Below are 24,030 nucleotides of genomic sequence, written 5' to 3'. Positions count from 1 at the left end.
CGCGCCCCATCCCGCCCTAGCCCGCCCTACCCCGCAGGGGTGAACCGCACCGGCAGCCGCAGGAGGCCGCGCATCATGCTGGGGCGCCAGGCCAGGGTGTCCGGGTCGGTGTCCAGGGCCAGGTCCGGACACCGCTCCAGCAGGGCCCGCAGCGCGATCGTGGCCTCCAGCCGGGCCAGCGGCGCGCCCAGACAGTGGTGGACGCCGTGGCTGAAGCCCAGGTGGCCCCGGGCGTCCCGGTGGATGTCGAAGCGGTCGGGGTCGGCGAAGCGCCGCGGGTCGCGGTTGGCCGAGCCGAGCAGCACCAGGACGGGCTCACCCGCGGGGATCTTGGTGTCCGCGATCTCCAGGGTTCGGTGGTGAAGCGGTGCGCCGTGGACTGCGACGGGCCGTCGTAGCGCAGCATCTCCTCGACGGCGGCGTCCAGCAGCGCGTAGTCGGCCCGCAGCGCGGCCAGCTGCTCCGGGGCGCGCAGCAGCGCACAGGTGCCGTTGGAGAGCAGATTGACGGTCGTCTCATGCCCGGCGACCAGCAGCAGGAAGGCCATGCCGAGCATTTCCTCGGACGAGAGCCGGTCGCCGTCCTCGTCCATCGTGCGTACCAGGGCGGACAGCAGATCGTCGCTCTCCGCCTCCCGCTTGGTCTCGATGAGCCGGGCCAGATAGCCGGTCATGGCGGCCACGGCGGCGCCCGCGGCCTCCGGGCCGCTGGGGAAGACGATCTCGCTGGACCAGCCGCGGAAGTCGGCCCGGTCGGCCGCCGGTACGCCGAGCAGTTCGCAGATCACCGCCATCGGCAGCGGCATGGCGAACGACTCCACGAGATCGGCCCGGCCGAGCGGCAGCATGGCGTCCAGCAGCTCATCGGCGATCTGCCGGATGCGCGGCCGCAGCGCCTCGATCCGGCGGGCGGTGAACTCCCGCGCCACCAGCTTCCGCAGCCGGGTGTGGTCCGGCGGATCGGTCTGGAGCATGTTCAGGCCGATGGCGTTGCCCCCGTCGTCCTGCCACGAGGAGGAGTGGCGGACGTCATTGCTCATCCGGGGGTCGGTCAGGGCGGCGCGGGCCTCCTCATGGCCCACGATCAGCCAGACGTCGTCCGTGCCGTGGCTGGGCACCCGGTGCACGGGGCCCTGCTCCCGCAGCATGGCGTAGAGCTGGTACGGGTCGGAGACGATGTCCGTACCGGGCGGGACGAGTCTTTCGAAGGCGGGCAGGGTCATGGTGGCGTAGGTCCTTTCGACGGCGGGTTCGGGCGGCAGGTTTACGGGGTGTCCGGCGGGTGGCAGGGGCTTCGCCCCTGGACCCCGGGGTCTGTGGCGGAGCCCCGGCTTCGGGGGACGGTGCGGGCTGGGGCGGACGCGGTCACAGACCCCGTTCGGTGAGCCAGTTCTCGATGGCCCCGGTGGTCTCGGGGAGGTGGTGCTCCATGATCGTGAAGTGGTCTCCGGGGGTGGCTCGGGCGGTGTGCGGGAAGGGCCAGACCGCGCGCCACGCGTCGCCCTCGAACCCCTCGTCCTGGTGGGGCATGGGCTCGGCCGCGCTCAGGAAGAACGTCGGGCTCTGGGCGGGCCGCAGGGCGCACTCCTCCATCAGCAGCGCGTTGTAGCGCCCGCTCGCCGAGAGCTTCGCGCCGGTCAGCGCGAAGTCGCCGAGCAGTTGCTCCCGGGAGTCCAGGCCCTCGTTCAGCGCGATGTGGGTCTTCTCGGAGAACTGGTGGGTGGCCTCGAAGGTGTCGAGCAGCACGACCGCGCCGGGCGGCAGCCCCGCCCGCTCGGCCCGCTCCGCCAGGGCGTAGGCGAGCAGCCCGCCCATGGAGTGGCCGACCAGGACGTAAGCCTCGGTGCCGATGGCCGCGCGCAGCTGGTGGAGGTGCAGCTCGATCAGGGCGTCGAAGCTGTCGGCCACCAACTCGCCTTCGAGGTAGCCGGGGTTGACCAGCGACAGCACGTCCCGCCTGCCCTCGAACATCTGTGCCATCATCCCGTACTGGATCGGTCCGGCGGTGGCGGTGATGGCGGGCAGACACACCAGCGTGGCCCGGGTGCCGTCGCCACTCGCCATCCTCACCGGCGGGAGGATGTGGTCGGCGGCGTCCTCGGCGGTGAAGGACGGCCGGAGCCGTCCCGCGGCCTGGATGAGCGCCATGCCCACCGACTGGGCCCGGCCGCTGGCGTACGCCTGGTGGTAGAGGGTGGTGAGGCTGTCGTAGGGGTCCGACTCCGGGGCCGCGGTGGCCTTCGCCAGCTCCAGCTCGATGGCGGACGGCGGCGGCGCGGAGCCGTCCGGCGCGGTCTCGGGCGCTGTTTCGGGTGCGGTCTGCTCCGGGGACTCCTCCGCCACGGGCGGGCTCGGCCGGGTGGCGGCCCGGCTGCCCACCAGCGTGGCCAGGTGCCCGGCGAGCCGGTCCACGGTCGAGTGCTCGAACGTCGCCGTGGCCGACAGCCGGAGCCCGAGCAGTGTGGCGAGCCGGTCGCGCAGATCGATCCCGCGTACCGAGTCCATGCCGAGCGCCAGGAACTCGGTGTCCGGGCCGATCTCCGCGTCCGCCTCGTGGCGGAGCACCGCGCGCAGCTGTTCCCGGACGAGGTCCGCCAGCAGCCGCTCCCGGCCCTCGGGCGCGGCGTCCAGCACGCGCTGGGCGGCGGCGGTGTCCTGCGGCCGGGGGCCCGGCCGTTCGCGCCGTACGGGGCGGGCCGCACGCTCCTCCGCGGCCGCTTGCAACCGCTCCGCGGACACCGGCCGCAGCGTCAACTCGTCGACACCCGCGAGCGGTTGACCGCCGTCGCCCGCGAGATGGACACCGATGGCATCCGGGCCGACGGCGGACAGCCGCACCCGTACGGTGGCGGGCGGGACGGTGTCCGGGGCGGAGTGCAGCCGGACACCGGTCCAGGAGAACGGCATCCGGACCGGCGCGCCCGCCGACTCCGCCCGGTCGAAGAACCCGCCGAGGCCGATCGCGTGCAGGGCGGTGTCGAGCAGCGCGGGGTGGAGCGCGAAGCCGTCCACCGGTCCGCCGCCCTCCCCCTCGCCCAGGGCCACCTCCGCGTAGACGTCCCCGTCGTGCCGCCAGGCCGCCCGCAGTCCGCGGAAGGCCGGGCCGTAGTCGAAGCCGTCGGACGCCAGCCGGTCGTAGAAACCCGTCAGGTCCACGGCACGGGCCCCGGTCGGCGGCCAGGTGGCGGCCATCCCGGCGAACACACCGGTGCCGCCGCCCTCCTGGCCGGCGTCCGGTGCCACGACGGCCCGCACATGGCAGGTCCAGCCCGCCGCCGTGTCCTCGGCCGCCGACTCGCGTCGGGAGTGCACGGTGAGCTCCCGACGGCCCTCCTCATCGGGTTCGCCCACCTGGATCTGAAGGTCGGCCGCCTCGGTGGCGGGCAGGAACAGCGGCTCCTGGAGGGTGAGTTCGGGCAGGTGCGGGCAGCCGACCGTACGCCCCGCGTACAGCGCCCAGTCGAGGAACACACTGCCGGGCAGCACCACACCGCCCAGCACCGCGTGGTCGGCGAGCCAGCGGTGAGTGGTCTGCGACAGCCGCGCGGTGAACAGCAGCGTGTCGCTCCCGGCCGGGGTCACCGCCCCCGCCAGCAGCGGATGGCCCACCGCCGTGAGCCCGGCGCCGCCCACGTCCCCGGTGTGCTCGGGCGCGTCCAGCCAGTACCGCCGCGCGCGGAACGCGTACGTCGGCAGATCCACGGGCCGCCCGCCTTCGAACGCGGTCGCCCACGCCACCGCGCCACCGGCCACGAACAGCTCCGCGAGCGCCGTGAGCAGCCGCTCCCGGCCGCCCTCGTCCCGCCGCAGCGTGCCCACCACCACGGCTGTCGAGGTGCCCCGCGGCGTCCGTTCGACCGTCTGCTCGATCCCGGGGACCAGCACCGGGTGCGGGCTCACCTCGATGAACACCGTGTGCCCGGCGTCGGCCAGGGCGCGGGTCGCGTGCTCGAACCGCACGGTCTCGCGGAGGTTCCGGTACCAGTACTCCGCGTCGGCACTCGCGCCGTCGAGGAGGGCGCCGGTCACCGTCGAGTACATCGGCACCTCGCCGGGGCGGGGCGTGATGGGCGCGGCCAGCTCCAGCAGCCGCTCCCGGATCCGTTCGACCTGTGGGGTGTGCGAGGCGTAGTCCACCGGGATGCGGCGCGCCCGCACCCCGTCCCGTTCACACGCCGCCATCAGCTCGTCCAGCGCCGCCGCGTCCCCGGCGACCACGGTCGAGCCGGGCCCGTTCACGGTGGCCACGCAGATCCGCTCGCCCCAGGGCGCCATCAGCTTCCCGGCCTCGTCCACCGGCACGGGCAGCGAGACCATGCCGCCCCGGCCGGCCAGTTCGCTTCCGATCAGCCGGCTGCGCAGCGCGACGACACGGGCGGCGTCGTCCGGCGAGAGCACCCCCGCGACACACGCCGCCGCCAACTCGCCCTGGGAATGCCCCACCACCGCGGCGGGCTCGACCCCATGGGACCGCCACACCCGCGCCAGGGACACCATGACCGCCCACAGCACCGGCTGCACCACATCGACCCGGTCCAGCGACGGCGCGCCGGGGCGTCCGCGCACCACATCGAGCGGCGACCACGGGACATACGGGGCCAGCGCCCGGGCGCAGTCGTCGAACGACTCGGCGAACTCCGTTGACGCGTCGAGGAGTTCGGCCGCCATCCCGGCCCACTGCGAGCCCTGTCCGGGGAAGACGAACACCGGCCCCGACCGGTCGGCGGAGAGGGATTCGTCAGCGGATACACCCGGCACCACACCGATGGCCGGTTCGCCACGGCCGAGCGCCGTCAGCCGGTCCAGGAAGTCCTCCCGGGTACGGCCGATCACCACGGCGCGCCGGCCGAAGACGGCCCGGGACAGCAGCGAGCGCGCCACGTCGACGGGCGCCAAGTCCGGTTCGGCGGCCAGCCGCTCCCGCAGCCTGCGGGCCTGGTCGCGCAGGCTGTCGGCGGTCTTCGCCGACAGCACCCACGGCACCGCCACCGGCGTCGGCTCAGGGGGAGTGGTGGCGTCCGGCGCCTCCTCCAGGATCACATGGGCGTTGGTGCCGCTGATCCCGAACGACGACACCGCGCCGCGCCGCGGCGCATCGGCCGAGGGCCAGTCCTGGTTCTCCGTGGCCAGCCGCAGCGCACCGGCCGTCCACTCCACCCGCTCGGTGGGGCGTTCGGCGTGCAGGGTGCGGGGTACGACGCCGTGGCGCAGGGCCAGCACCATCTTGATGACCCCCGCGACCCCGGCCGCGGCCTGGGTGTGGCCGAGGTTGGACTTCACCGAGCCCAGCACCACCGGCCGGTCGGCGGGCCGGTCCCGGCCGTACGTGGCGAGCAGGGCCTGGGCCTCGATCGGGTCGCCCAGCGACGTCCCCGTGCCATGCGCCTCGACCACGTCCACATCGGCGGCCGTGAGGCTTGAGTTCGCCAACGCCTGCCGGATGACGCGCTGTTGGGCCGGACCGCTGGGCGCGGTGAGGCCGTTGGAGGCGCCGTCCTGATTGAGCGCGGAGCCCCGGAGCAGCGCCAGCACCCGGTGGCCGTGGCGGCGGGCGTCGGACAGCCGCTCGACCACCAGCATGCCGACGCCCTCGGCGAAGCCCATCCCGTCGGCCTCGGCGGCGAAGGCCTTGGAGCGCCCGTCGGGGGCGAGCCCGCCGACCCTGCTGAATTCGACGATCGGCCGCGGGGTCGACATGACCGTCACCCCACCGGCCACCGCGAGGCCGCATTCGCCCTGCCGTACCGCCTGCGCGGCCAGGTGCAGCGCCACCAGCGACGAGGAGCACGCGGTGTCCACGGTGATGGCCGGACCCTCGAGCCCGAGGGTGTAGGCCACCCGGCCGGTGGCCACGCTGCCCGCGCTGCCGTTGCCGAGATAGCCCTCGAAGCCGTCGGCCAGCTGCTCGGGGAAGCGCGTGGCGTAGTCGTTGTAGATCAGCCCCGCGAAGATTCCGGTCGGGGTGGCGCGCAGTGCGGTGGGGTCGATGCCCGCGTGTTCGAACGCCTCCCACGTGGTCTCCAGCAGCAGCCGCTGCTGGGGGTCCGTGGCCAGCGCCTCACGGGGCGAGATGCCGAAGAACTCGGCGTCGAAGTCGGCCGCGTCGTACAGAAAGCCACCGGCCGGCACATGGGTCCCGGGCGCGCCGGGGCGGCCCAGCTCGGCGCGCCAGCCACGGTCGTCGGGGAAGGGGCCGATGGCGTCCCGCCCTTCCGCGAGCAGCCGCCACAGCTCCTCGGGCGAGCGCACCCCGCCGGGGAAGCGGCAGCTCATCCCGACGATCGCGATCGGGTCGTCGTCATCGGCTGTCGTGGCCGCATGGGCCGACGCGGGGGCGGCGGGCCGGGCGGCGGTGGTTTCGCCGTCCGGCGCCAGGAGCCGCAGCAGCTCCGCCACCAGCGCGGCCGGGGTCGGATGGTCGAACACGGTGGTCACCGGAAGCCGCAGCCCGGTGGCCGTGCCGAGCCGGTTGCGCAGCTCCACGGCGGTCAGCGAGTCGAAGCCCAGGTCCCTGAAGGAGCGGTCCCCGGCCACCGCGTCACCGCCCGCATGCCCGAGCACCACGGCGGCCTGGGCCCGTACGAGGTCGTTCAGCGTGCGCTCGCGGCCCGCCGGGGGCAGCGCGGCCAGGCGATCCCGCAGCCCGTCGCCGCCCGTGGCCGTGTTGGCGGCGCCGCGCCGGACCGTCGTCGTACGGACCAGTCCGCGCAGCAGTGGCGCGGGCTCGCCGTGGCGGCGCAGGGCGGCCACGTCCAGCCGGATCGGAACGCTGAGCGCGCGGGGCGCCCGTATGGCCGCGTCGAAGAGGGCCAGCCCCTGGTCGGTGGTGAGCGGCTGTACGCCCTGACGGCGCATCCGGTCGAGGTCGGTGGCGCCCAGGCCACCGGTCATCGTGCCGCGTTCGCCCCACAGGCCCCAGGCGAGTGCGTGTGCGGGCAGGCCCTGGTCGCGGCGGTGCCGGGCGAGGGCGTCCAGAAACGCGTTGGCGGCCGCGTAGTTGCCCTGGCCCGCCGAGCCCAGCACCCCGGCGGCGGAGGAGAAGAGCGCGAACAGCGCCAGATCCCGGTCCCGGGTCAGCTCATGCAGATACCAGGCCGCGTCCGCCTTGGGGCGCCACACGGTGTCCAGCCGCTCGGGGGTCAGCGCGGAGACCACACCGTCGTCCAGCACCCCGGCCGCGTGCACCACACCGCGCAGCCCCGGCAGACCGTCCAGCAGCGCGCTCAGCGCCGTCCGGTCGGAGACATCACACGCCACCACCCGGGCCGTGGCGCCCAACGCGACCAATTCGGAGGTGAGTTCGCGTGCTCCGGGGGCGTCCGGGCCTCGGCGGCCGACGAGGACCAGGTCGGTGACGCCATGGCGGGTGACCAGATGCCGGGCCACCGCCGAGCCGATGGCCCCCGTGCCACCGGTGATCAGCACGGTGCCGTCGATCGCGTCCCGGGGAGGGGTGAGCACCACCTTTCCGGTGTGACGGGCCTGGCTGACGTGGCGGAACGCCTCCCGCGCCCGGCGGGTGTCCCACGCCGTCACCGGCAGTGGCGCCAGCACACCCGCCTCGAACAGCTCGGCGAGATGGGCCAGCATCGCGCCCAGCCGCTCCGCCCCTGCCTCGGCGAGGTCGAACGCCCGATAGCCGACGCCCGGCCATCGCGCGGCCACCTCATCGGCGTCCCGTACGTCCGTCTTGCCCATCTCGATGAACCGGCCGCCGCGCGGCAGCAGCGTCAGCGAGGCGTCGATGAACTCCCCGGCCAGGCAGTTCAGTACGACATCGACGCCCCCGCCCTCGGCCGCGGTCAGGAAGCGGTCGGCGAACTCCAGGGTGCGCGACGACGCCACCCGATCGGCCGGAACGCCCATGCCCCGCACCACGGGCCACTTCGGCTCGCTCGCGGTGGCGTACACCTCGGCCCCGAGATGGCGCGCCAGCCGTACCGCCGCCATCCCCACGCCACCCGCGGCGGCGTGGACCAGAACCGACTCGCCCGCACGCACCCGGGCCAGCTCGACCAGGGCGTAGTAGGCGGTCAGGAACGCGGCGGGCACCGACGCCGCCTGCGGAAACGTCCAGCCGCGAGGCATCCGCACGACCATCCGGGCGTCGGCCACCGCCACCGGGCCCGCATACGCGCCCGACACCAGCCCCATCACCCGGTCGCCCACCGCGAGGCCGTCGACACCGGGACCGACCTCCAGCACCACACCGGCGCCCTCGGCCGCGAAAAGCCCCTCACCGCCGGGCCCACCGCCGGACTCACCGCCGGGCCCAACGCCGGGCCGAATGCTGGGGACGACGCCCAACGAGGCAAGGACATCACGGAAGTTGACGCCCGTGGCGCGTACCGCGATCCGCACCTGGCCCGGGGCCAGGGGCTCCTCGGCCCCCGGAGCGGGCACGAGCCGCAGCCCCTCCACGGTTCCCCCGGTGTCCAGGTCCAGGCTCCAGGCCCCTTCGGGGGCCGTCAGCATGTCGGCGTCCGACGGCGCGACCCGGCCCAGCCGGGGCACGGACACCGCTCCGGCGCGCACCACGAGCTCGGGCTCACCGGTGGCGAGGGCGGCGGTCAGCGCGGCCATGGACTCGGGAGCACCGTCCAGATCCACCTGCGCGAACCGGCCCGGGTGCTCCGAGCACACCGAACGCCACAGCCCCCGCACCCCGGCCGGTGACAGCTCCGCCCGCTCACCCGGGAACGCCGCCACCGCGCCCCGGGTCACCAACGCGAGCCGGACGGCGTCGAGTTCGGGATGGCTCAGCCATTCGCGCACCGTCGCCACCACGGCCGCCAGGCGCTCGCGGCCGGCTGCGGGCACGTCGGCGCCCCCGTCCGGCGCTTGCGCCGGGAGAGCGGGCAGCACCACCAGCGGGGGCAGCGGTGTGCCGCCGCGTACGGCGGCGAGGAGCGCGGCCACATCCGCGTGGACGGGGGCGTCGAGGGCGTCGGGCAGGGCAGTGCCGAGCACCGCCATGGGCTCCGTGGCCTCGGACGGCCGGAGGGGCAGCGGCGTCCACGTGACCTCGAAGAGCCCGTCCGGGACCGTCCCGGTGGCGACCGTCAGCGCGTCGGCCGTCAGGGGCCGTGAGACCACCTCGTCGACCGTGAGGATCGGCAGCCCGGCGAGATCCGTCATCCGCACCGAGATCCCGCCCGGCCCCGTGGGCGCTGTCCGCACCCGGGCTACGGACGCACCCGTGGCATGCAGCCGCGCCCCGGAGAACGACAGCGGCATCATCAGCCCCGTCTCGCCCTCCAGGAACTCCACAAGACGCGTCTGCAACGCCGCGTCCACCAGCGCCGGATGCACACCAAACCGGTCGGCGTCACCGGCGGCCGACTCCGGCAGCCGCACCTCGGCGAACATCTCCTCCCCCCGGCGCCATACGGCACGCACGCCCTGGAACACCGGGCCGTAGCCATAGCCGTGGTCCGCCAGCCGATCGTAGAACGCGTCGATGTCCACCGGCTCCGCATCGGTGGGCGGCCACTGGGCCTCGGCCTCCGCGTCCATGAGCTCGTCGCCGGGCGACGACGCGGACGCCGTCAGCGTTCCTTGGGCATGACACACCCAGTCCGCCGGGTCGTCGTCCTGCTCCGGGTGGTGCGGCCGGGAGTGCAGCCGTACGGCGTACGCGCCCCGCTCGTCCGCCGCGTCGATGCCCACCTGGATGTCGAGGGCGGTGTCATCGGACGGCACGGTCAGCGGGGTGTGCAGAACGAGCTCGTCCAGCCGTTCGGCGCCCAGGTGCCGCCCGGCCCCCAGCACGAGCTCCAGCAGGGCCGCACCCGGCACCAGGACCCGGTCCAGGACGGCGTGGTCGGCCAGCCATGGCTGCGTACGGGTGGAGATCCGGCCCGTGAACACGAACCCGCCGCCCTCGGCCATGCTCACCCCGGCCGCCACCAGCGGATGCCCCACCACGGACAGCCCCGCGCCCGCGAGATCCCCGACCCGCTCGGCCGCCGAGAGCCAGTAGTGGCGCCGCTGGAAGGGGTAGGTGGGGAGGCTGGTGGGGGTGGGGTTGTTGGGGGTGAGGATTGCGGGCCAGTTGGGGGTGAGGCCGTGGGTCCAGAGGGTGGCGAGGGAGGTGAGGAGTTGCTGGGTGTCGCCGTGGTCGCGGCGGAGGGTGCCGGTGGCGTGGGCGTGGGCGTGGGCGTGGGATTCTTGGACGGCGGTGGTGAGGACGGGGTGGGGGCTGGACTCCAGGAAGAGGGTGTGGCCGTCGGTCAGTGAGGTCCGCAGGGTGTCGTGGAAGCGGACGGGTTCGCGGAGGTTGCGGTACCAGTACTCGGCGTCGAGGGTCTCGCCGTCGATGAGGGTGGCGGTGACGGTGGAGTACATGGGCACACGCCCGGCTTGGGGGGTGATGGACGCGGCGAGCTGGAGGAGTCGTTCCCGGATGCGGTCGACGTGGGGCGTGTGGGACGCGTAGTCGACCGGGATGGTGCGGGTGCGCAGTCCGGCGTTCTCGGCCGCGGCGGTCACCTCGGCGAGCCCGGCGGGGGTTCCGGCGATGACGGTGGAGGTGGGCCCGTTGATGGTGGCGATCCAGACGTCGTCGCGGCCGGTCAGCAGCGCGCGTGCCTGGTCGGCGGGGGCGGTGAGGGAGACCATGCCGCCGTGTCCGGCGAGTTCTTGGGCGATGAGGCGGCTGCGCAGTGCCACGAGCCGTGCGCCGTCCTCCAAGGTCAGCACCCCGGCTGCGCATGCGGCGGCGATCTCGCCTTGTGAGTGGCCGATGACGGCGGAGGGCTCGATGCCGAGCGAACGCCACACCTGGGCCAGGGACACCATGACGGCCCAGAGGGCGGGCTGGACCACATCCACCCGCTCCAGCGCGCTGTCGTCCGAGGTCTCGCGTAGGACGTCGAGGAGATTCCACTCGGTGTGCGGGGCGAGAGCTTGGTGGCACCGGTCGATGGACTCGGCGAAAACCGCTGATGAGTTGAGCAGTTCGGCGGCCATGCCGACCCACTGCGATCCCTGGCCCGGAAAGACGAAGACCGCTCCGGACTGCGGTTCTTCTGGGGCCACTCCGCTGACCACATGGGCGGCGGGCTCGCCGGTGGCGACGGCGTCCAGCCCGGCGAGGAAGGTGTCCCGGTCGGCGGCCACGACCACCGCGCGGTGTTCGAGCGCGGCCCGGTGTTGTGCGAGCGTCCAGCCGATATCGGCGAGGTGCCGGTCGCTCGTGGCCGCGAACGTCAGCAACTGCGCCGCCTGTGCCCGTAGTGCGGTCTCGGAGCGTGCCGAGATCACCCACGGCAGCGCACCCTCCGTGGGCGTGTCCTGGGACGTGGTGTCGGCCGTCGGGGCCGCTTCGAGGATCACATGGGCGTTGGTGCCGCTGACCCCGAACGACGACACCGCCGCGCGGCGTGCCCGTTCCGCCTCGGGCCAGGGCGCGTTCTCCGTCACCAGTTCCACCGCACCGGATGCCCAGTCCACATGCGGCGTCGGCTCGTCCACATGCAGGGTGCGCGGTACGACGTCATGGCGCATCGCCATGACCATCTTGATCACACCGGCCACGCCCGCCGCGGCCTGGGTGTGGCCCAGGTTGGATTTCACCGACCCCAGCAGCGCGGGGCGTTCGGCGGGCCGGTCCTGGCCGTACGTGGCGAGCAGCGCCTGCGCCTCGATGGGGTCGCCCAGCGCCGTACCCGTCCCGTGCGCCTCGATCACATCGACATCGGACGGGGCCACGCCCGCATCGGCCAGCGCGTCCTGGATCACCCGCCGCTGGGCGGGGCCGTTGGGCGCGGTGAGGCCGTTGGAGGCGCCGTCCTGGTTGACCGCGGTGCCACGGATCACGCCGAGCACCTGGTGGCCGTTGCGGCGGGCGTCGGACAGCCGTTCCACCAGCAGCAGCCCCACGCCCTCGGCCGCGCCCATGCCGTCCGCGGCGGCGGAGAACGCCTTGCACCGGCCGTCCCGGGCCAGCCCCTGCTGCCTGCTGAACTCGGTGAACAGATCCGGCGTGGACATCACGGCGACACCGCCGACGACCGCCATCCCGCACTCGCCGTTGCGCAGCGCCCGCACCCCCAGGTGCATCGCCACCAGCGACGACGAACACGCGGTGTCTACGGTGAGGGCCGGGCCGGTCAGCCCGAAGGTGTAGGCGATACGCCCGGAGACGACACTGCCCGCGACACCGGTCATGGCATGGCCCTCGACCTCCTCCGGGATCGCGGGCAGCCTGCTGCCGTAGTCATGGAAGCTGGCGCCGATGAACACCCCGGTCCGGCTGGAGCGCAGCGACACCGGATCGATGCCCGCTCGCTCGAACAGCTCCCAGGACGTCTCCAGCAGCAGCCGCTGCTGGGGATCCATCGCAAGCGCCTCACGCGGGGAGATGCCGAAGAAGGAGGCGTCGAACTCGCCCGCGGTGTGCAGGAATCCACCCTCGGCGGTGTACGAGGTGCCCGGCCGCTCGCCATCCGGGTCGACCAGCTCCGCCAGATCCCAGCCACGGTCGACCGGGAACCCGGAAATGGCGTCACCGCCACCTTCGACGAGCTCCCACAGCGCCTCGGGCGAGGCCACTCCGCCGGGGTAGCGGCAGCTCATCCCCACGATCGCCACCGGCTCGGCGGCCGCCGACTCCGCCGCCCGCAGTTGCGCCCGCGTCTCCTTGAGCTCCGCGGTGACCCGGGTCAGATAGTGGCGGAGCTTGTGCACATCGTCCATGTCGGGGCTCCTGGCGAAGAGTCGGCGGTGGGAGGTGGGTATGGCGGACAGAGCGGCTGGTCAGCGGGGTGGGCGGGAACAGGATCAGGAGATCCCGAACTCCTTCTCGATGTAGTCGAAGAGCTCGTCGTTGGTGGCCGCTTCGAGATCGTCGGACGTCACCGGCTCCTCGGCGGTGTCCACGGTGCCCACGGCGTCCATGGCGTCCACGGCGGACCGGAGCAGCCGGCGCAGCCGGTCGGCGATCTCGGAACGGGCGGGGGCGTCGCTCGGCAGAGAGGCCAACAGCCGTTCCAGGCCGTCGAGTTCGGCGACGCCGTCACCAGCCACGCCGTCACCAGCCACGCCGCCACCCGTGGCGCCGCCATCCGATTCGCCGTCGTCGCCGGTGAAGAGCTGAGTGCTCAGATAGCCGACGAGTTCGGCCACGGTCGGGAAGTCGAAGATCACGGTGGCGGGCAACCGGAGCCCCGTGACGCTCCCGAGCCGGTTGCGCAGCTCCACCGCCGTGACCGAGTCCAGGCCGAGTTCCAGGAACGGCCGCCTGGTGCCCACGGCCTCGGCCGAGCCATGGCCGAGGACCGCGGCCACTTGGCCGCGTACGGCGTCGAGGAGCCGCCGTTCGCGCTCCTCGGGCTTCGCGTCGGCGAGCCGGTCGCGCAGGGCCGCCACCGTACCGCCCGTACCTTCGCCCGCCGCCGGGGCCGCCGCATCGCCGACCGCGTCGAGCGCCCGCCGGGCCTCGGGGATCTCTTCGAGCAGATGGCTGGGGCGGGCGGCGGTGTAGGCGTGGGCGAAGCGGTCCCAGTCGATATCGGCGATCACCAGGGCCGTTTCGTCGTCCGTCAACGCGGCCTCCAGCGCGAGGAGTGCCGACTCCGGCGGCAGCAGCGGTACGCCGTGGCGCAGCCGCAGCTCGGTCACCGCGTCCCGGTCGGCCATCCCGCCTTGAGCCCAGGAACCCCAGGCCACGGAGGTGGCCACCAGCCCCCGTGCGCGGCGGTGGCGAGCCAGGGCATCCATATAGGCGTTGGCGGGCGCGTAGTTGCCCTGACCCACCAAGCCGACGGTGCCCGCCAGGGAGGAGAACAGCACGAACGCGGACAGCTCCAGGTCCTGGGTCAGCTCATGCAGCCGCCACGCCGCATCCGCCTTCACCCGCAGCACGCGGTCCACCTGCTCGGGGGTGAGGGAGGTGACGGCGGCGTCGTCCAGGACGGCCGCCGTGTGGAACACCGAGGTCAGCGGGTACGCGGCCGGAATCGACGCCAGAAGCGCGCGGAGCGCGTCGGCGTCCCCGACATCGCAGGCCGCCACGGTCGCCTTGGCCCCCGAGGCGGTCAGCTCGGCCACCAGCTCGTCCGCTCCCGGCGCGGTGTCCCCGCGACGGCTGATGAGCAGCAGATGCTCGGCGCCACGGGCCGCGAGCCGACGGGCCAGCTGACTGCCGAGGGCTCCGGTGCCGCCGGTGATCAGGACCGTGCCGGGACCGGGGGACCAGCCGTCATCGAGCACATCGCCGAGGCGTGGCGCCCTGACGATACGGCGCCCGAGGATCCCGGTGGCGCGGACCGCGACCTGGTCCTCGTGGCCACCGGCGGCCAGTACGGCACACAGCCGGGCCGTCGCCCGTTCGTCCAGCTCCTGGGGCAGATCCACCAATCCGCCCCAGCGGGTGGCGAGTTCCTGCGCCGCCACTCGCCCCAGACCCCACACCAGCGCCTGCGCCGGGCCGGTCAGCGGATCGTGGGCGCCGACGGACACCGCGCCCTGGGTGACACACCACAGCGGTGCGAACAGCCCCGCCGCCTCCAGGCCCTGGATCAGCCGCAGGGTGCGGTGCGGCCCGGCGGCCTCGTCGCGGGCGAGCAGCGAGAGCACGCCGACGACGGGCGCGGTGGGGTGCGCCGTGGTGTGTGCGGTGAGGGGGGCGAGGGTGTCGGCCCAGCGGCGCTGGTCGTCGGGCGCCACGATCACCGTTTCCACCGTGGCCCCGTGCCGGTTCAGGGCCGTGGCGATCGCCTCGTACAGCGCGTCGCCCTTCTGGTCGGGTGCCAGGACGACGAGCCAGGTGCCGCACAGTGCGGGCGAGGTGGTGTCGGGCAGCGGTTTCCAGCCCTCGCGATACCGCCACGCGTCCATGGTGGACGCCGCGCTCCGCCGCCGATGCCACGCCGACAGCGCGGGCAGCAGGGTCGTCAACTCCGCCTGGGATTCCTCCAACCGCAGGGTCCGAGCCAGCCCTTCCAGGTCCTCGCGCTCCACGGCTTCCCAGAAACCGGTGTGCGGATCCGGGCCCGCCGTGGCGTTGGCGCGGTGTCGGTCCGGGGTTGCGGTGTCCAGCCAGTAGCGGTGGCGTTGGAAGGGGTAGGTGGGGAGGTTGGTGGGGGCGGGGTTGTTGGGGGTGAGGATTGCGGGCCAGTTGGGGGTGAGGCCGTGGGTCCAGAGGGTGGCGAGGGAGGTGAGGATTTGTTGGATGTCGCCGTGGTCGCGGCGGAGGGTGCCGGTGGCGTGGGCGTGGCCGTGGGCGTCGGATTCTTGGATGGCGGTGGTGAGGACGGGGTGGGGGCTGGACTCCAGGAAGAGGGTGTGGCCGTCGGTCAGTGAGGTCCGCAGGGTGTCGTGGAAGCGGACGGGTTCGCGGAGGTTGCGGTACCAGTACTCGGCGTCGAGGGTCTCGCCGTCGATGAGGGTGGCGGTGACGGTGGAGTACATGGGCACATGCCCGGCTTGGGGGGCGATGGGCGCGGCGAGTTGGAGGAGTTGTTCCCGGATGCGGTCGACGTGGGGCGTGTGGGAGGCGTAGTCGACGGCGATCGCACGGGCCCGGATCCCGGTGGCTTCCGCTTGCGCCATGACATCGGTGAGCGCGGCGGGGCTCCCGGCGATGACGGTGGAGGTCGGGCCGTTGATGGTGGCGATCCAGACGTCGTCGCGGCCGGTCAGCAGCTCGCGTGCCTGGTCGGCGGGGGCGGTGAGGGAGACCATGCCGCCGTGTCCGGCGAGTTCTTGGGCGATGAGGCGGCTGCGCAGTGCCACGAGCCGTGCGCCGTCCTCCAAGGTCAGCACCCCGGCTGCGCATGCGGCGGCGATCTCGCCCTGGGAGTGGCCGATGACGGCGGAGGGCTCGATGCCGAGCGAACGCCACACCTGGGCCAGGGACACCATGACGGCCCAGAGGGCGGGCTGGACCACATCCACCCGCTCCAGCGCCGCCTCATCCCCGGTCGCTCGCAGTACATCGAGCGGATCCCAGTCGATATGCGGAGCGAGAGCTTGGGCGCACCGGTCGATGGACTCGGCGAACACCGCTGATGAGTCGAGCAGTTCGGCGGCCATGCCGACCCACTGCGATCCCTGGCCCGGAAAGACGAAGACCGCTCCGGACGGCGGCTCGCCCGGGGCCACTCCGCTGACCACATGGGCGGCGGGCTCGCCGGTGGCGACGGCGTCCAGCCCGGCGAGGAAGGTGTCCCGGTCAGCGGCGACGACCACCGCGCGGTGCTCCAGCGCGGCCCGGTGCCGTGCCAGCGTCGAGCCGATGTCGGCGAGGTGCCGGTCGCTCGTGGCCACGAACGCGCGCAACTGGGCCGCCTGTGCCCGTAGTGCGGTCTCGGAGCGTGCCGAGATCACCCACGGCAGCGCACCCTCCGTGGGCGTGTCCTGGGACGTGGTGTCGGCCGTCGGGGCCGCTTCGAGGATCACATGGGCGTTGGTGCCGCTGACCCCGAACGACGACACCGCCGCGCGGCGTGCCCGTTCCGCCTCGGGCCAGGGCGCGTTCTCCGTCACCAGTTCCACCGCACCGGATGCCCAGTCCACATGCGGCGTCGGCTCGTCCACATGCAGGGTACGGGGAACCACACCGTGGCGCAGGGCCAGCACCATCTTGATGATGCCCGCCACCCCGGCCGCCGCGCCGGTATGGCCGACATGGGCCTTCATTGAGCCCAGCAGCGCCGGGTGTTCGGCGGATCGGCCCAGGCCGTACGTGGCGAGCAGCGCCTGCGCCTCGATGGGGTCGCCCAGCGCCGTACCCGTCCCGTGCGCCTCGATCACATCGACATCGGACGGCGTGAGGCGGGCGTTCGCCAGCGCCTGCCGGATGACGGCCTGTTGGGACGGTCCATTGGGCGCGGTGAGGCCGTTGGAGGCGCCGTCCTGGTTGACCGCCGTGCCACGGATGACGGCGAGAACCTGGTGGCCGTTGCGTCGGGCCTCCGACAGCCGTTCGACCAGCAGCACGCCCACGCCCTCCGCCCACGCGGTGCCGTCCGCCGCCGCCGCGAAGGGCTTGCAGCGGCCGTCGGGGGCGAGCCCGCGCTGATGGCTGAACTCGGTGAACACACCCGGTGTGGAGATCACGGAGACGCCGCCCACGAGCGCCGTCCCGCAGTCGCCGTTGCGCAGCGCCTGTACTGCGAGATGCAGCGCCACCAGCGAGGACGAACACGCCGTGTCCACCGTGACGGCCGGTCCTGTCAGCCCGAAGCTGTAGGCGATCCGGCCGGATGCCACGCTTCCCGCCGCCCCGGTGAAGAGGTAGCCCTCGGACCCCTCGGTGTCGGCGCCGTCACCGCCGTAGCCGTGCGGTACGAGGCCGATGAACACCCCGGTGCGGCTGCCGCGCAGCGACAGCGGGTCGATGCCCGCGTGTTCCAGGGCCTCCCAGGAGGTCTCCAGCAGCAGCCGCTGCTGGGGGTCCATCGCCATCGCCTCGCGTGGCGAGATGCCGAAGAAGTCGGCATCGAAGTCGGCGGCGTCCGGGAGGAATCCGCCCTGGTGGACATAGCTGCTGCCGGGGCGTTCGGGGTCGGGGTGGGCGAGCGCGTCGAGATCCCAGCCGCGGTCCGCCGGGAACGCGGAGAGCGTGTCCTGGTCGGACAGCAGCAGCCGCCACAGATCCTCGGGCGACCGTACGCCCGCGGGGAAACGGCAGCTCGTGGCCACGATCGCGATGGGCTCGTCCAGGGCGGCGGCCCCCGGCACGACCGGCACGACGGCGCCCGGCGCGTACGGGCCCGCTCCGGCGGTGTCCCCGCCCGTGATCCGGTCCAGCAGGTGCTGGGCCAGCGTCAGGGGCGTCGGATAGTCGAAGACGGCGGACGGCGCGAGCGCCGCACCCGTCGCCACGGCCAGCCGGTTCCGTAGCTCCACGGCGGTCAGCGAGTCGAAGCCGAGGTCCCGGAAGACCTTCCGCGTCTCGACCTCGTCCACCGACGACAGCCCCAGCACCGCGGCCGCGTGGCGGCACACCTCGGCCAGCACCACCCGCAGCCGGGGCGCGCCCTCGGCCGCGTCGGCCACCCGGCGTGCGAAGCCCTCAAGCGCCTCGGGCCCTTCGGCCGCCACGGTGGCGGACGGCAGCTCGACCCGTACGGCGGAGCCGGGGCCGACGGGCGCGAGCCAGTAGCGTTCGCGCTGGAAGGCGTAGGTGGGCAGCTCGACGGGTGCGTCACCGCCGGGTGCGAACACCGCCGCCCAGTCGGGGTTCACGCCATGAGCCCACAGGGCGGCGAGGGCGCTGAGGAGCTGCCGGGCGCCACCCTGGTCACGGCGCAGGGTGCCGGTGGTGAGGATGCGCTGGTCGGCGGCGTGGGCGGTCTCCTCGACGGCTGTGGTGAGGACGGGGTGGGGGCTGGACTCCAGGAAGAGGGTGTGGCCGTCGGTCAGTGAAGTCCGCAGGGTGTCGTGGAAGCGGACGGGTTCGCGGAGGTTGCGGTACCAGTACTCGGCGTCGAGGGTGCCGCCGTCGATGAGGGTGGCGGTGACGGTGGAGTACAGGGGGACGTCGCCGGCGCGGGGAGTGATGGGCGCGGCGAGTTCAAGGAGCTGTTCCCGGATGCGTTCGACGTGAGGCGTGTGGGACGCGTAGTCGACGGCGATCGCACGGGTCCGGATCCCGGTGGCCTCGGCCTTTGCCGTGGCCTCGGCGAGCCCGGTGGGGCTCCCGGCGATGACGGTGGAGGTGGGCCCGTTGACGGCCGCTATCCATATGTCGTCGCGCCCGGTCAGCAGGTCGTGCGCTTGGTCGGCGGAGGCGGCGAGGGAGACCATGCCGCCGAATCCGGCCAGTTCCCGCGCGATGAGGCGGCTGCGCAGTGCCACGAGCCGTGCGCCGTCCTCCAACGAGAGCACACCGGCCACACACGCGGCCGCGATCTCGCCTTGGGAGTGGCCGATGACGGCGGAGGGCTCGATGCCGAGCGAACGCCACACCTGGGCCAGGGACACCATGACGGCCCAGAGGGCGGGCTGGACGACATCCACCCGTTCCAGCGCCGTGCCATCCCCGGTCGCCCGCAGCACATCGAGCGGATCCCAGTCGATATGCGGCGCCAGCGCCTGGGCGCAGCGGTCGATGGATTCGGCGAACACGGTTGAGGCGTCGAGCAGTTCGGCGGCCATGCCCACCCACTGCGACCCCTGCCCCGGAAAGACGAACACCGGACCGGCGGCCGACCCGGCGGCCACCCCGGCCACCACATGAGCGGAGGGCTCACCGGAGGCGATCGCGTCCAGCCCGGCCAGGAAGCCGTCCCGGTCCCCGGCCACCACCACCGCACGGTGTTCCATGGCGGCCCGCCGCGTCGCCAGCGCCCACGCGATGTCCGACGGTGTGGCGTCGGAGGAGTCGGCGGCGAACGCACCCAGCCGGGCCGCCTGCGCCCGCAACGCGGCGGGCGAACGGCCCGACACCACCCACGGCAGCACACCTTCCGCCTCGACGAGCGGATGGGCGGGGCGAGGGGTGCGGGAGGGGGCGCGGGCGGGGGCCGATGGGGCCTGCTCCAGGACCACATGGGCGTTGGTCCCGCTGATGCCGAACGACGAGACTCCGGCCCGCCGCGCCCGTCCGGCCTCCGGCCACGGGCGCTCCTCAGTCACCAGCTCCAGACCTCCGGACCCCCAATCCACGTGCGGGGTCGGCTCGTCCACATGCAGCGTGGCGGGGACGACACCATGGCGCATCGCCATGATCGCCTTGATGACGCCCGCGACTCCGGCCGCCGCCTGGGTATGACCGATGTTGGACTTCACCGACCCCAGCAGCGCGGGCCGGTCGGCGGGCCGGTCCCGGCCGTACGTGGCGAGCAGCGCCTGCGCCTCGATCGGGTCGCCGAGCGCCGTGCCCGTGCCGTGCGCCTCGATCACATCCACGTCGGACGTCGACAGCCCCGCGTCCGCCAGCGCCTGCCGGACCACCTGTTCCTGGGAGAGACCGTTGGGCGCGGTGAGGCCGTTGGAGGCGCCGTCCTGGTTGACCGCCGTGCCACGGATCACGCCGAGCACACGATGGCCGTTGCGGCGGGCGTCGGACAGCCGCTCCACCAGGAGCATGCCGACGCCCTCCGCCATTCCGGTGCCATCGGCCCCGGCCGCGAACGCCTTGCACCGGCCGTCGCGGGCCAGCCCGCCCTGGCGGCTGAACTCGGTAAAGATGCCTGGGGTGTTGAGGACGGTGACCCCACCGGCCAGGGCCAGCGAGGACTCCCCCCGCCGCAGCGACTGCACCGCCAGGTGCAGGGCCACCAGCGATGACGAACAGGCGGTGTCCAGCGTGATGGCGGGCCCGGTGAGCCCGAGCAGATAGGCGATACGGCCGGAGGCCACACTGGCGGTCTTGCCGGTGAGGAGATAGCCGTCCACCGCCTCCGGCGCCTCGTGCAGCCGTGGCCCGTACTCCTGGTCCATGGTGCCGACGAACACACCGGTACGGGTGGCGCGCAGCGCGTCGGGCGCGATGCCCGCGCGCTCCAGCAGCTCCCAGGAGGTCTCCAGCAGCAGCCGCTGCTGGGGGTCCATCGCCAGGGCCTCGCGCGGGGAGATGCCGAAGAAGCGGGCGTCGAAGTCCGTGGCCCCGTCGATGAATCCACCGCTCCGGGCGAAGCTGCTGCCGGTGCCGCCGGTGTTCCCGGTGCTCTCGGCGCTGCCGGTCCTCTCGGTGCCGTGCAGCCGCTCCAGATCCCAGCCGCGGTCGTCCGGGAACGGCGCGATGGCGTCCCGTCCGTCCGCCACCAGCCGCCACAGATCCTCGGGGGAGTGCACCCCACCGGGGAGGCGGCAGCTCATCGCGATGATGGCGATCGGCTCGTCGGCGGGGGCGGCCACCGCCGCGGGTGCGGAGGACGGACCGCCGGCGGCGAGGTGTTCCGCGAGCCTGGCCGGGGTCGGGTGGCTGAAGAGCGCGGCAGGGGAAAGGCGGGTGCCCAGCGCGGCGTTGACGCGGTTGCAGAGATCGCTGAGCGAGATCGAGTCGAAGCCGAGATCCTTGAAGGTCCGTCCGGTGTCGAGCTCGGCCACCGTCGTATGTCCGAGGACGGCGGCGGCCTGGGCCCGCACCTGATGAACCACATCAAGGGTCGCGGCCCCCGGCGCGGCATCCGTGGCCGCCGGAGACGCCACGGTGTCGAACCAGTGGCGCCGCCGCTGGAAGACACGGCCGGGCAGCTCGGCCCGGCGGGCGCCGGTCCCGGCGAACACCTTTCCCCAGTCGGGCGCAACCCCGTGCACCCACAGCTCGGCCAGCGAGAGCAGCATGCGCTGTGTACCGCCCTCGCCCCGGCGCAGGGTGCCGACGGCGAGGCCGCCCGTGTCCTGGACGGCGCTGGTGAGCACGGGGTGCGAACTGCTCTCCAGGAAGAGGGAGTTGCCGTCCGCGATCAGGTTCCGGACGGTGTCGTGGAAGCGGACCTGTTCGCGGAGGTTGCGGTACCAGTACTCGGCGCCCAGCGCCTCGCCCACGATGGGTGCGGTGGTGACGGTCGAGTACATCGGCACGTCCCCGGCGCGCGGGACGACCGGCGCCGCGAGCCGCAGGAACTCCTCGCGGATCGCCTCGACATGCGGGGTGTGCGAGGCATACGCGGTGGCCACCCGGCGGTGCCGCAGCCCGGCGGCCTCCGCCCTGGCCGTGACCTCGGCCAGCCCCTCCGGGCTGCCCCCGACCACCGTCGCACCGGGTCCGTTGACCGCGGCGATCCATACGTCGTCCCGGTCCGCCAGCAGCTCGGCCGCCCGCTCCTCCGACGCGCCGATGGACGCGAGACCGCCCCGGCCGATCAGGGCCCCCGCGATCCGGCTGCGTACGGCGATCAGCCGGGCACCGTCCTCCAGCGACAGCGCTCCGGCCACGCACGCGGCCGCGATCTCACCCTGCGAGTGGCCCACGACGGCCGATGGGACGACGCCGAGCGAACGCCACACCCGCGTCAGCGAGACCATCACGGCCCAGAGCGCGGGCTGCAGCACCTCCGCGCGCTCCAGCGCGGCGCCGTCCTCGGTGTCCCGCAGGACGTCGAGGAGGTCCCAGTCGGTGTGCGGGGCCAGGGACCGGGCGCAGCGGTCGATGGATTCGGCGAACGCGGGCGAGGCGTCGAGCAGTTCGGCGGCCATGCCCACCCACTGCGAGCCCTGCCCCGGAAAGACGAACACCGGACCCGGGGCCGACTCACCGGCCACCCCATTGACCACATGGGCGGACGGCTCACCGGAGGCCAGCGCGTCCAGCCCGGCCAGGAACCCATCGCGGTCCCCGGCCACCACCACGGCACGGTGCTCCAGGGCGGTACGGTGCTCGGCGAGCGACCATCCGATGTCGGCGGGGGAGACATCGCCGTCGGCCGAACCGTCCGCGGAACCGCCTGCCGAATAGTCCGCCGAACCGTCCGCGGAACCGCCTGCCGCGAACGACCGCAACCGGGCCGCCTGCGCCCGCACCCCGTCCGGCGTCCGGCCCGAGATCACCCACGGCAGTACGTCACCACCCCACGCGCCCGCGACGCCTTCGGCCGCACCCTCGGTGCGTGAGACCACCGGAGCCTGCTCCACGACGACATGGGCGTTGGTCCCGCCGACGCCGAAGGAGGACACCCCGGCGATCAGCGGCGCGTCCGGGCGCGGCCACGCCGACAGCTCGGTCTGCACCCGCAGATTCCACTCCTCCAGCGGAACCGCGAGGTTGGGGGAGCGGAAGTTGAGGCTGGGCGGGAGATGCGCCGCCTTCAGGGCGAGCAGGACCTTGATCAGGCCGGTGATCCCCGCGGCCCCTTCCAGATGGCCCACGTTCGTCTTGGCGGACCCCACCAGCAGCGGCCGGTCCTTCGTCCGCGCCGCGCCGATCGCCTCGGCCAGCGCCGCCGCCTCGATGGGGTCGCCGACGGGCGTGCCGGTGCCGTGCAGTTCGACGTACTGCACCTCGTCGGGGCCGACCCCGGCCGCGGCGTACGCCCGGCGCAACACCTCCGCCTGGGCGGTCCGGCTGGGGGTGGTGAGACTGTCCCCGCCGCCGTCGTTGTTGACCGCGCCGCCGCGCAGCACCCCATGGATCCGGTCGCCGTCGGCGAGCGCGCGGGCGAGGGGTTTGAGCAGCACCAGACCGCCGCCCTCGCCGCGGACGAAGCCGTTGGCCCGGGCGTCGAAGGCATAGCAGGTGCCGTCGGGGGAGAGCCCGCCGAAGCGTGCGGCGCTCAGCGCGCCGTCGTACGCGAGATTGAGGTGGACCCCGCCCGCGAGCGCGGTGTCGCATTCGCCGTTGCGCAGGCTCTGGCAGGCGGTGTGCACCGCGACCAGCGAGGACGACTGGCCCGAGTCGACCACCATGCTGGGGCCGCGGGTGCCCAGCAGATAGGAGAGCCGGTTGGCGATCATGCCGCGCTGGAGGCCGGTCAGGGTGTGATGGGTGACCGCGGAGTCGCCGCCGTGGCGCCGCAGCAGCGTGGCGTAGTCGTCGTTGATGGCGCCGACGAACACCCCCGTCCGCCCCTGGGCGAGCCGGTCCGGTGTGAGGCCCGCGTCCTCCAGGGTCTCCCAGCCCAGTTCGAGCGTCAGCCGCTGCTGGGGATCCATGGCGGCGGCCTCGCGCGGCGATATGCCGAAGAAGTCGGCGTCGAAGTGGTCCACCGCGTCGAGGAAGGCGCCGAATTCCGTCCCAGCTTCGGCTCCGGGTACGGCTCCGGGTTCGGCTCGGGCCCCGGACCCGCCGTCGGATTGCCGCGGAGTCCATCGATCTTCCGGTACGGAAGTGACCGCGTCCGCGCCCTCGCTGAGCAGACGCCAGAATTCCTCGGGCGTCCGGGCCCCCGGTAAACGACAAGAGAAACCGATGACCGCTACCGAATCATGGACATCGTGATGCCATGGCAAATCGGCGACTGTGGACAACTAGGTACACTCCCCCGTGACCTGGTGACCTGACCCATTTATCGCGCCTGAAAACAAAGATCAACTGTCGCGAAGGTACCTCAGCGTCCGGCGGGTGCGCAAGCATGTTCGGGAGCCGCTGCTCGGGGTCATGTTCCGCTGGTCACAGGGCGGTTGATTGCGGCTCTTT

General features: G+C 73.5%; 2 protein-coding genes and 1 pseudogene. All 3 read right to left on the bottom strand.

The genetic code is table 11. The annotated features are described in order from the left end of the window. Positions 1-26: 26 nt before the first annotated feature. Positions 27-1,222, bottom strand: a pseudogene (locus ACMTAK_RS14470) (cytochrome P450 family protein). Between the two features lie 142 nt (positions 1,223-1,364). Continuing rightward, the gene (locus ACMTAK_RS14465) at positions 1,365-12,689 is read right to left on the bottom strand and encodes an SDR family NAD(P)-dependent oxidoreductase (RefSeq protein ID WP_413812885.1); all 11,325 of its coding nucleotides are present in this window, start codon (positions 12,687-12,689) and stop codon (positions 1,365-1,367) included. 93 nt (positions 12,690-12,782) lie between these two features. Next, entirely contained in the window at positions 12,783-23,843 is an 11,061-nt protein-coding gene (locus tag ACMTAK_RS14460; RefSeq protein ID WP_413812884.1) for a type I polyketide synthase, read from the bottom strand. Between the last annotated feature and the right edge of the window lie 187 nt (positions 23,844-24,030).

It is taken from the genome of Streptomyces lacaronensis (genome assembly GCF_047337785.1).
GTDB lineage: Bacteria > Actinomycetota > Actinomycetes > Streptomycetales > Streptomycetaceae > Streptomyces > Streptomyces lycopersici.
This window is presented reverse-complemented; position numbering and strand designations above follow the sequence as displayed.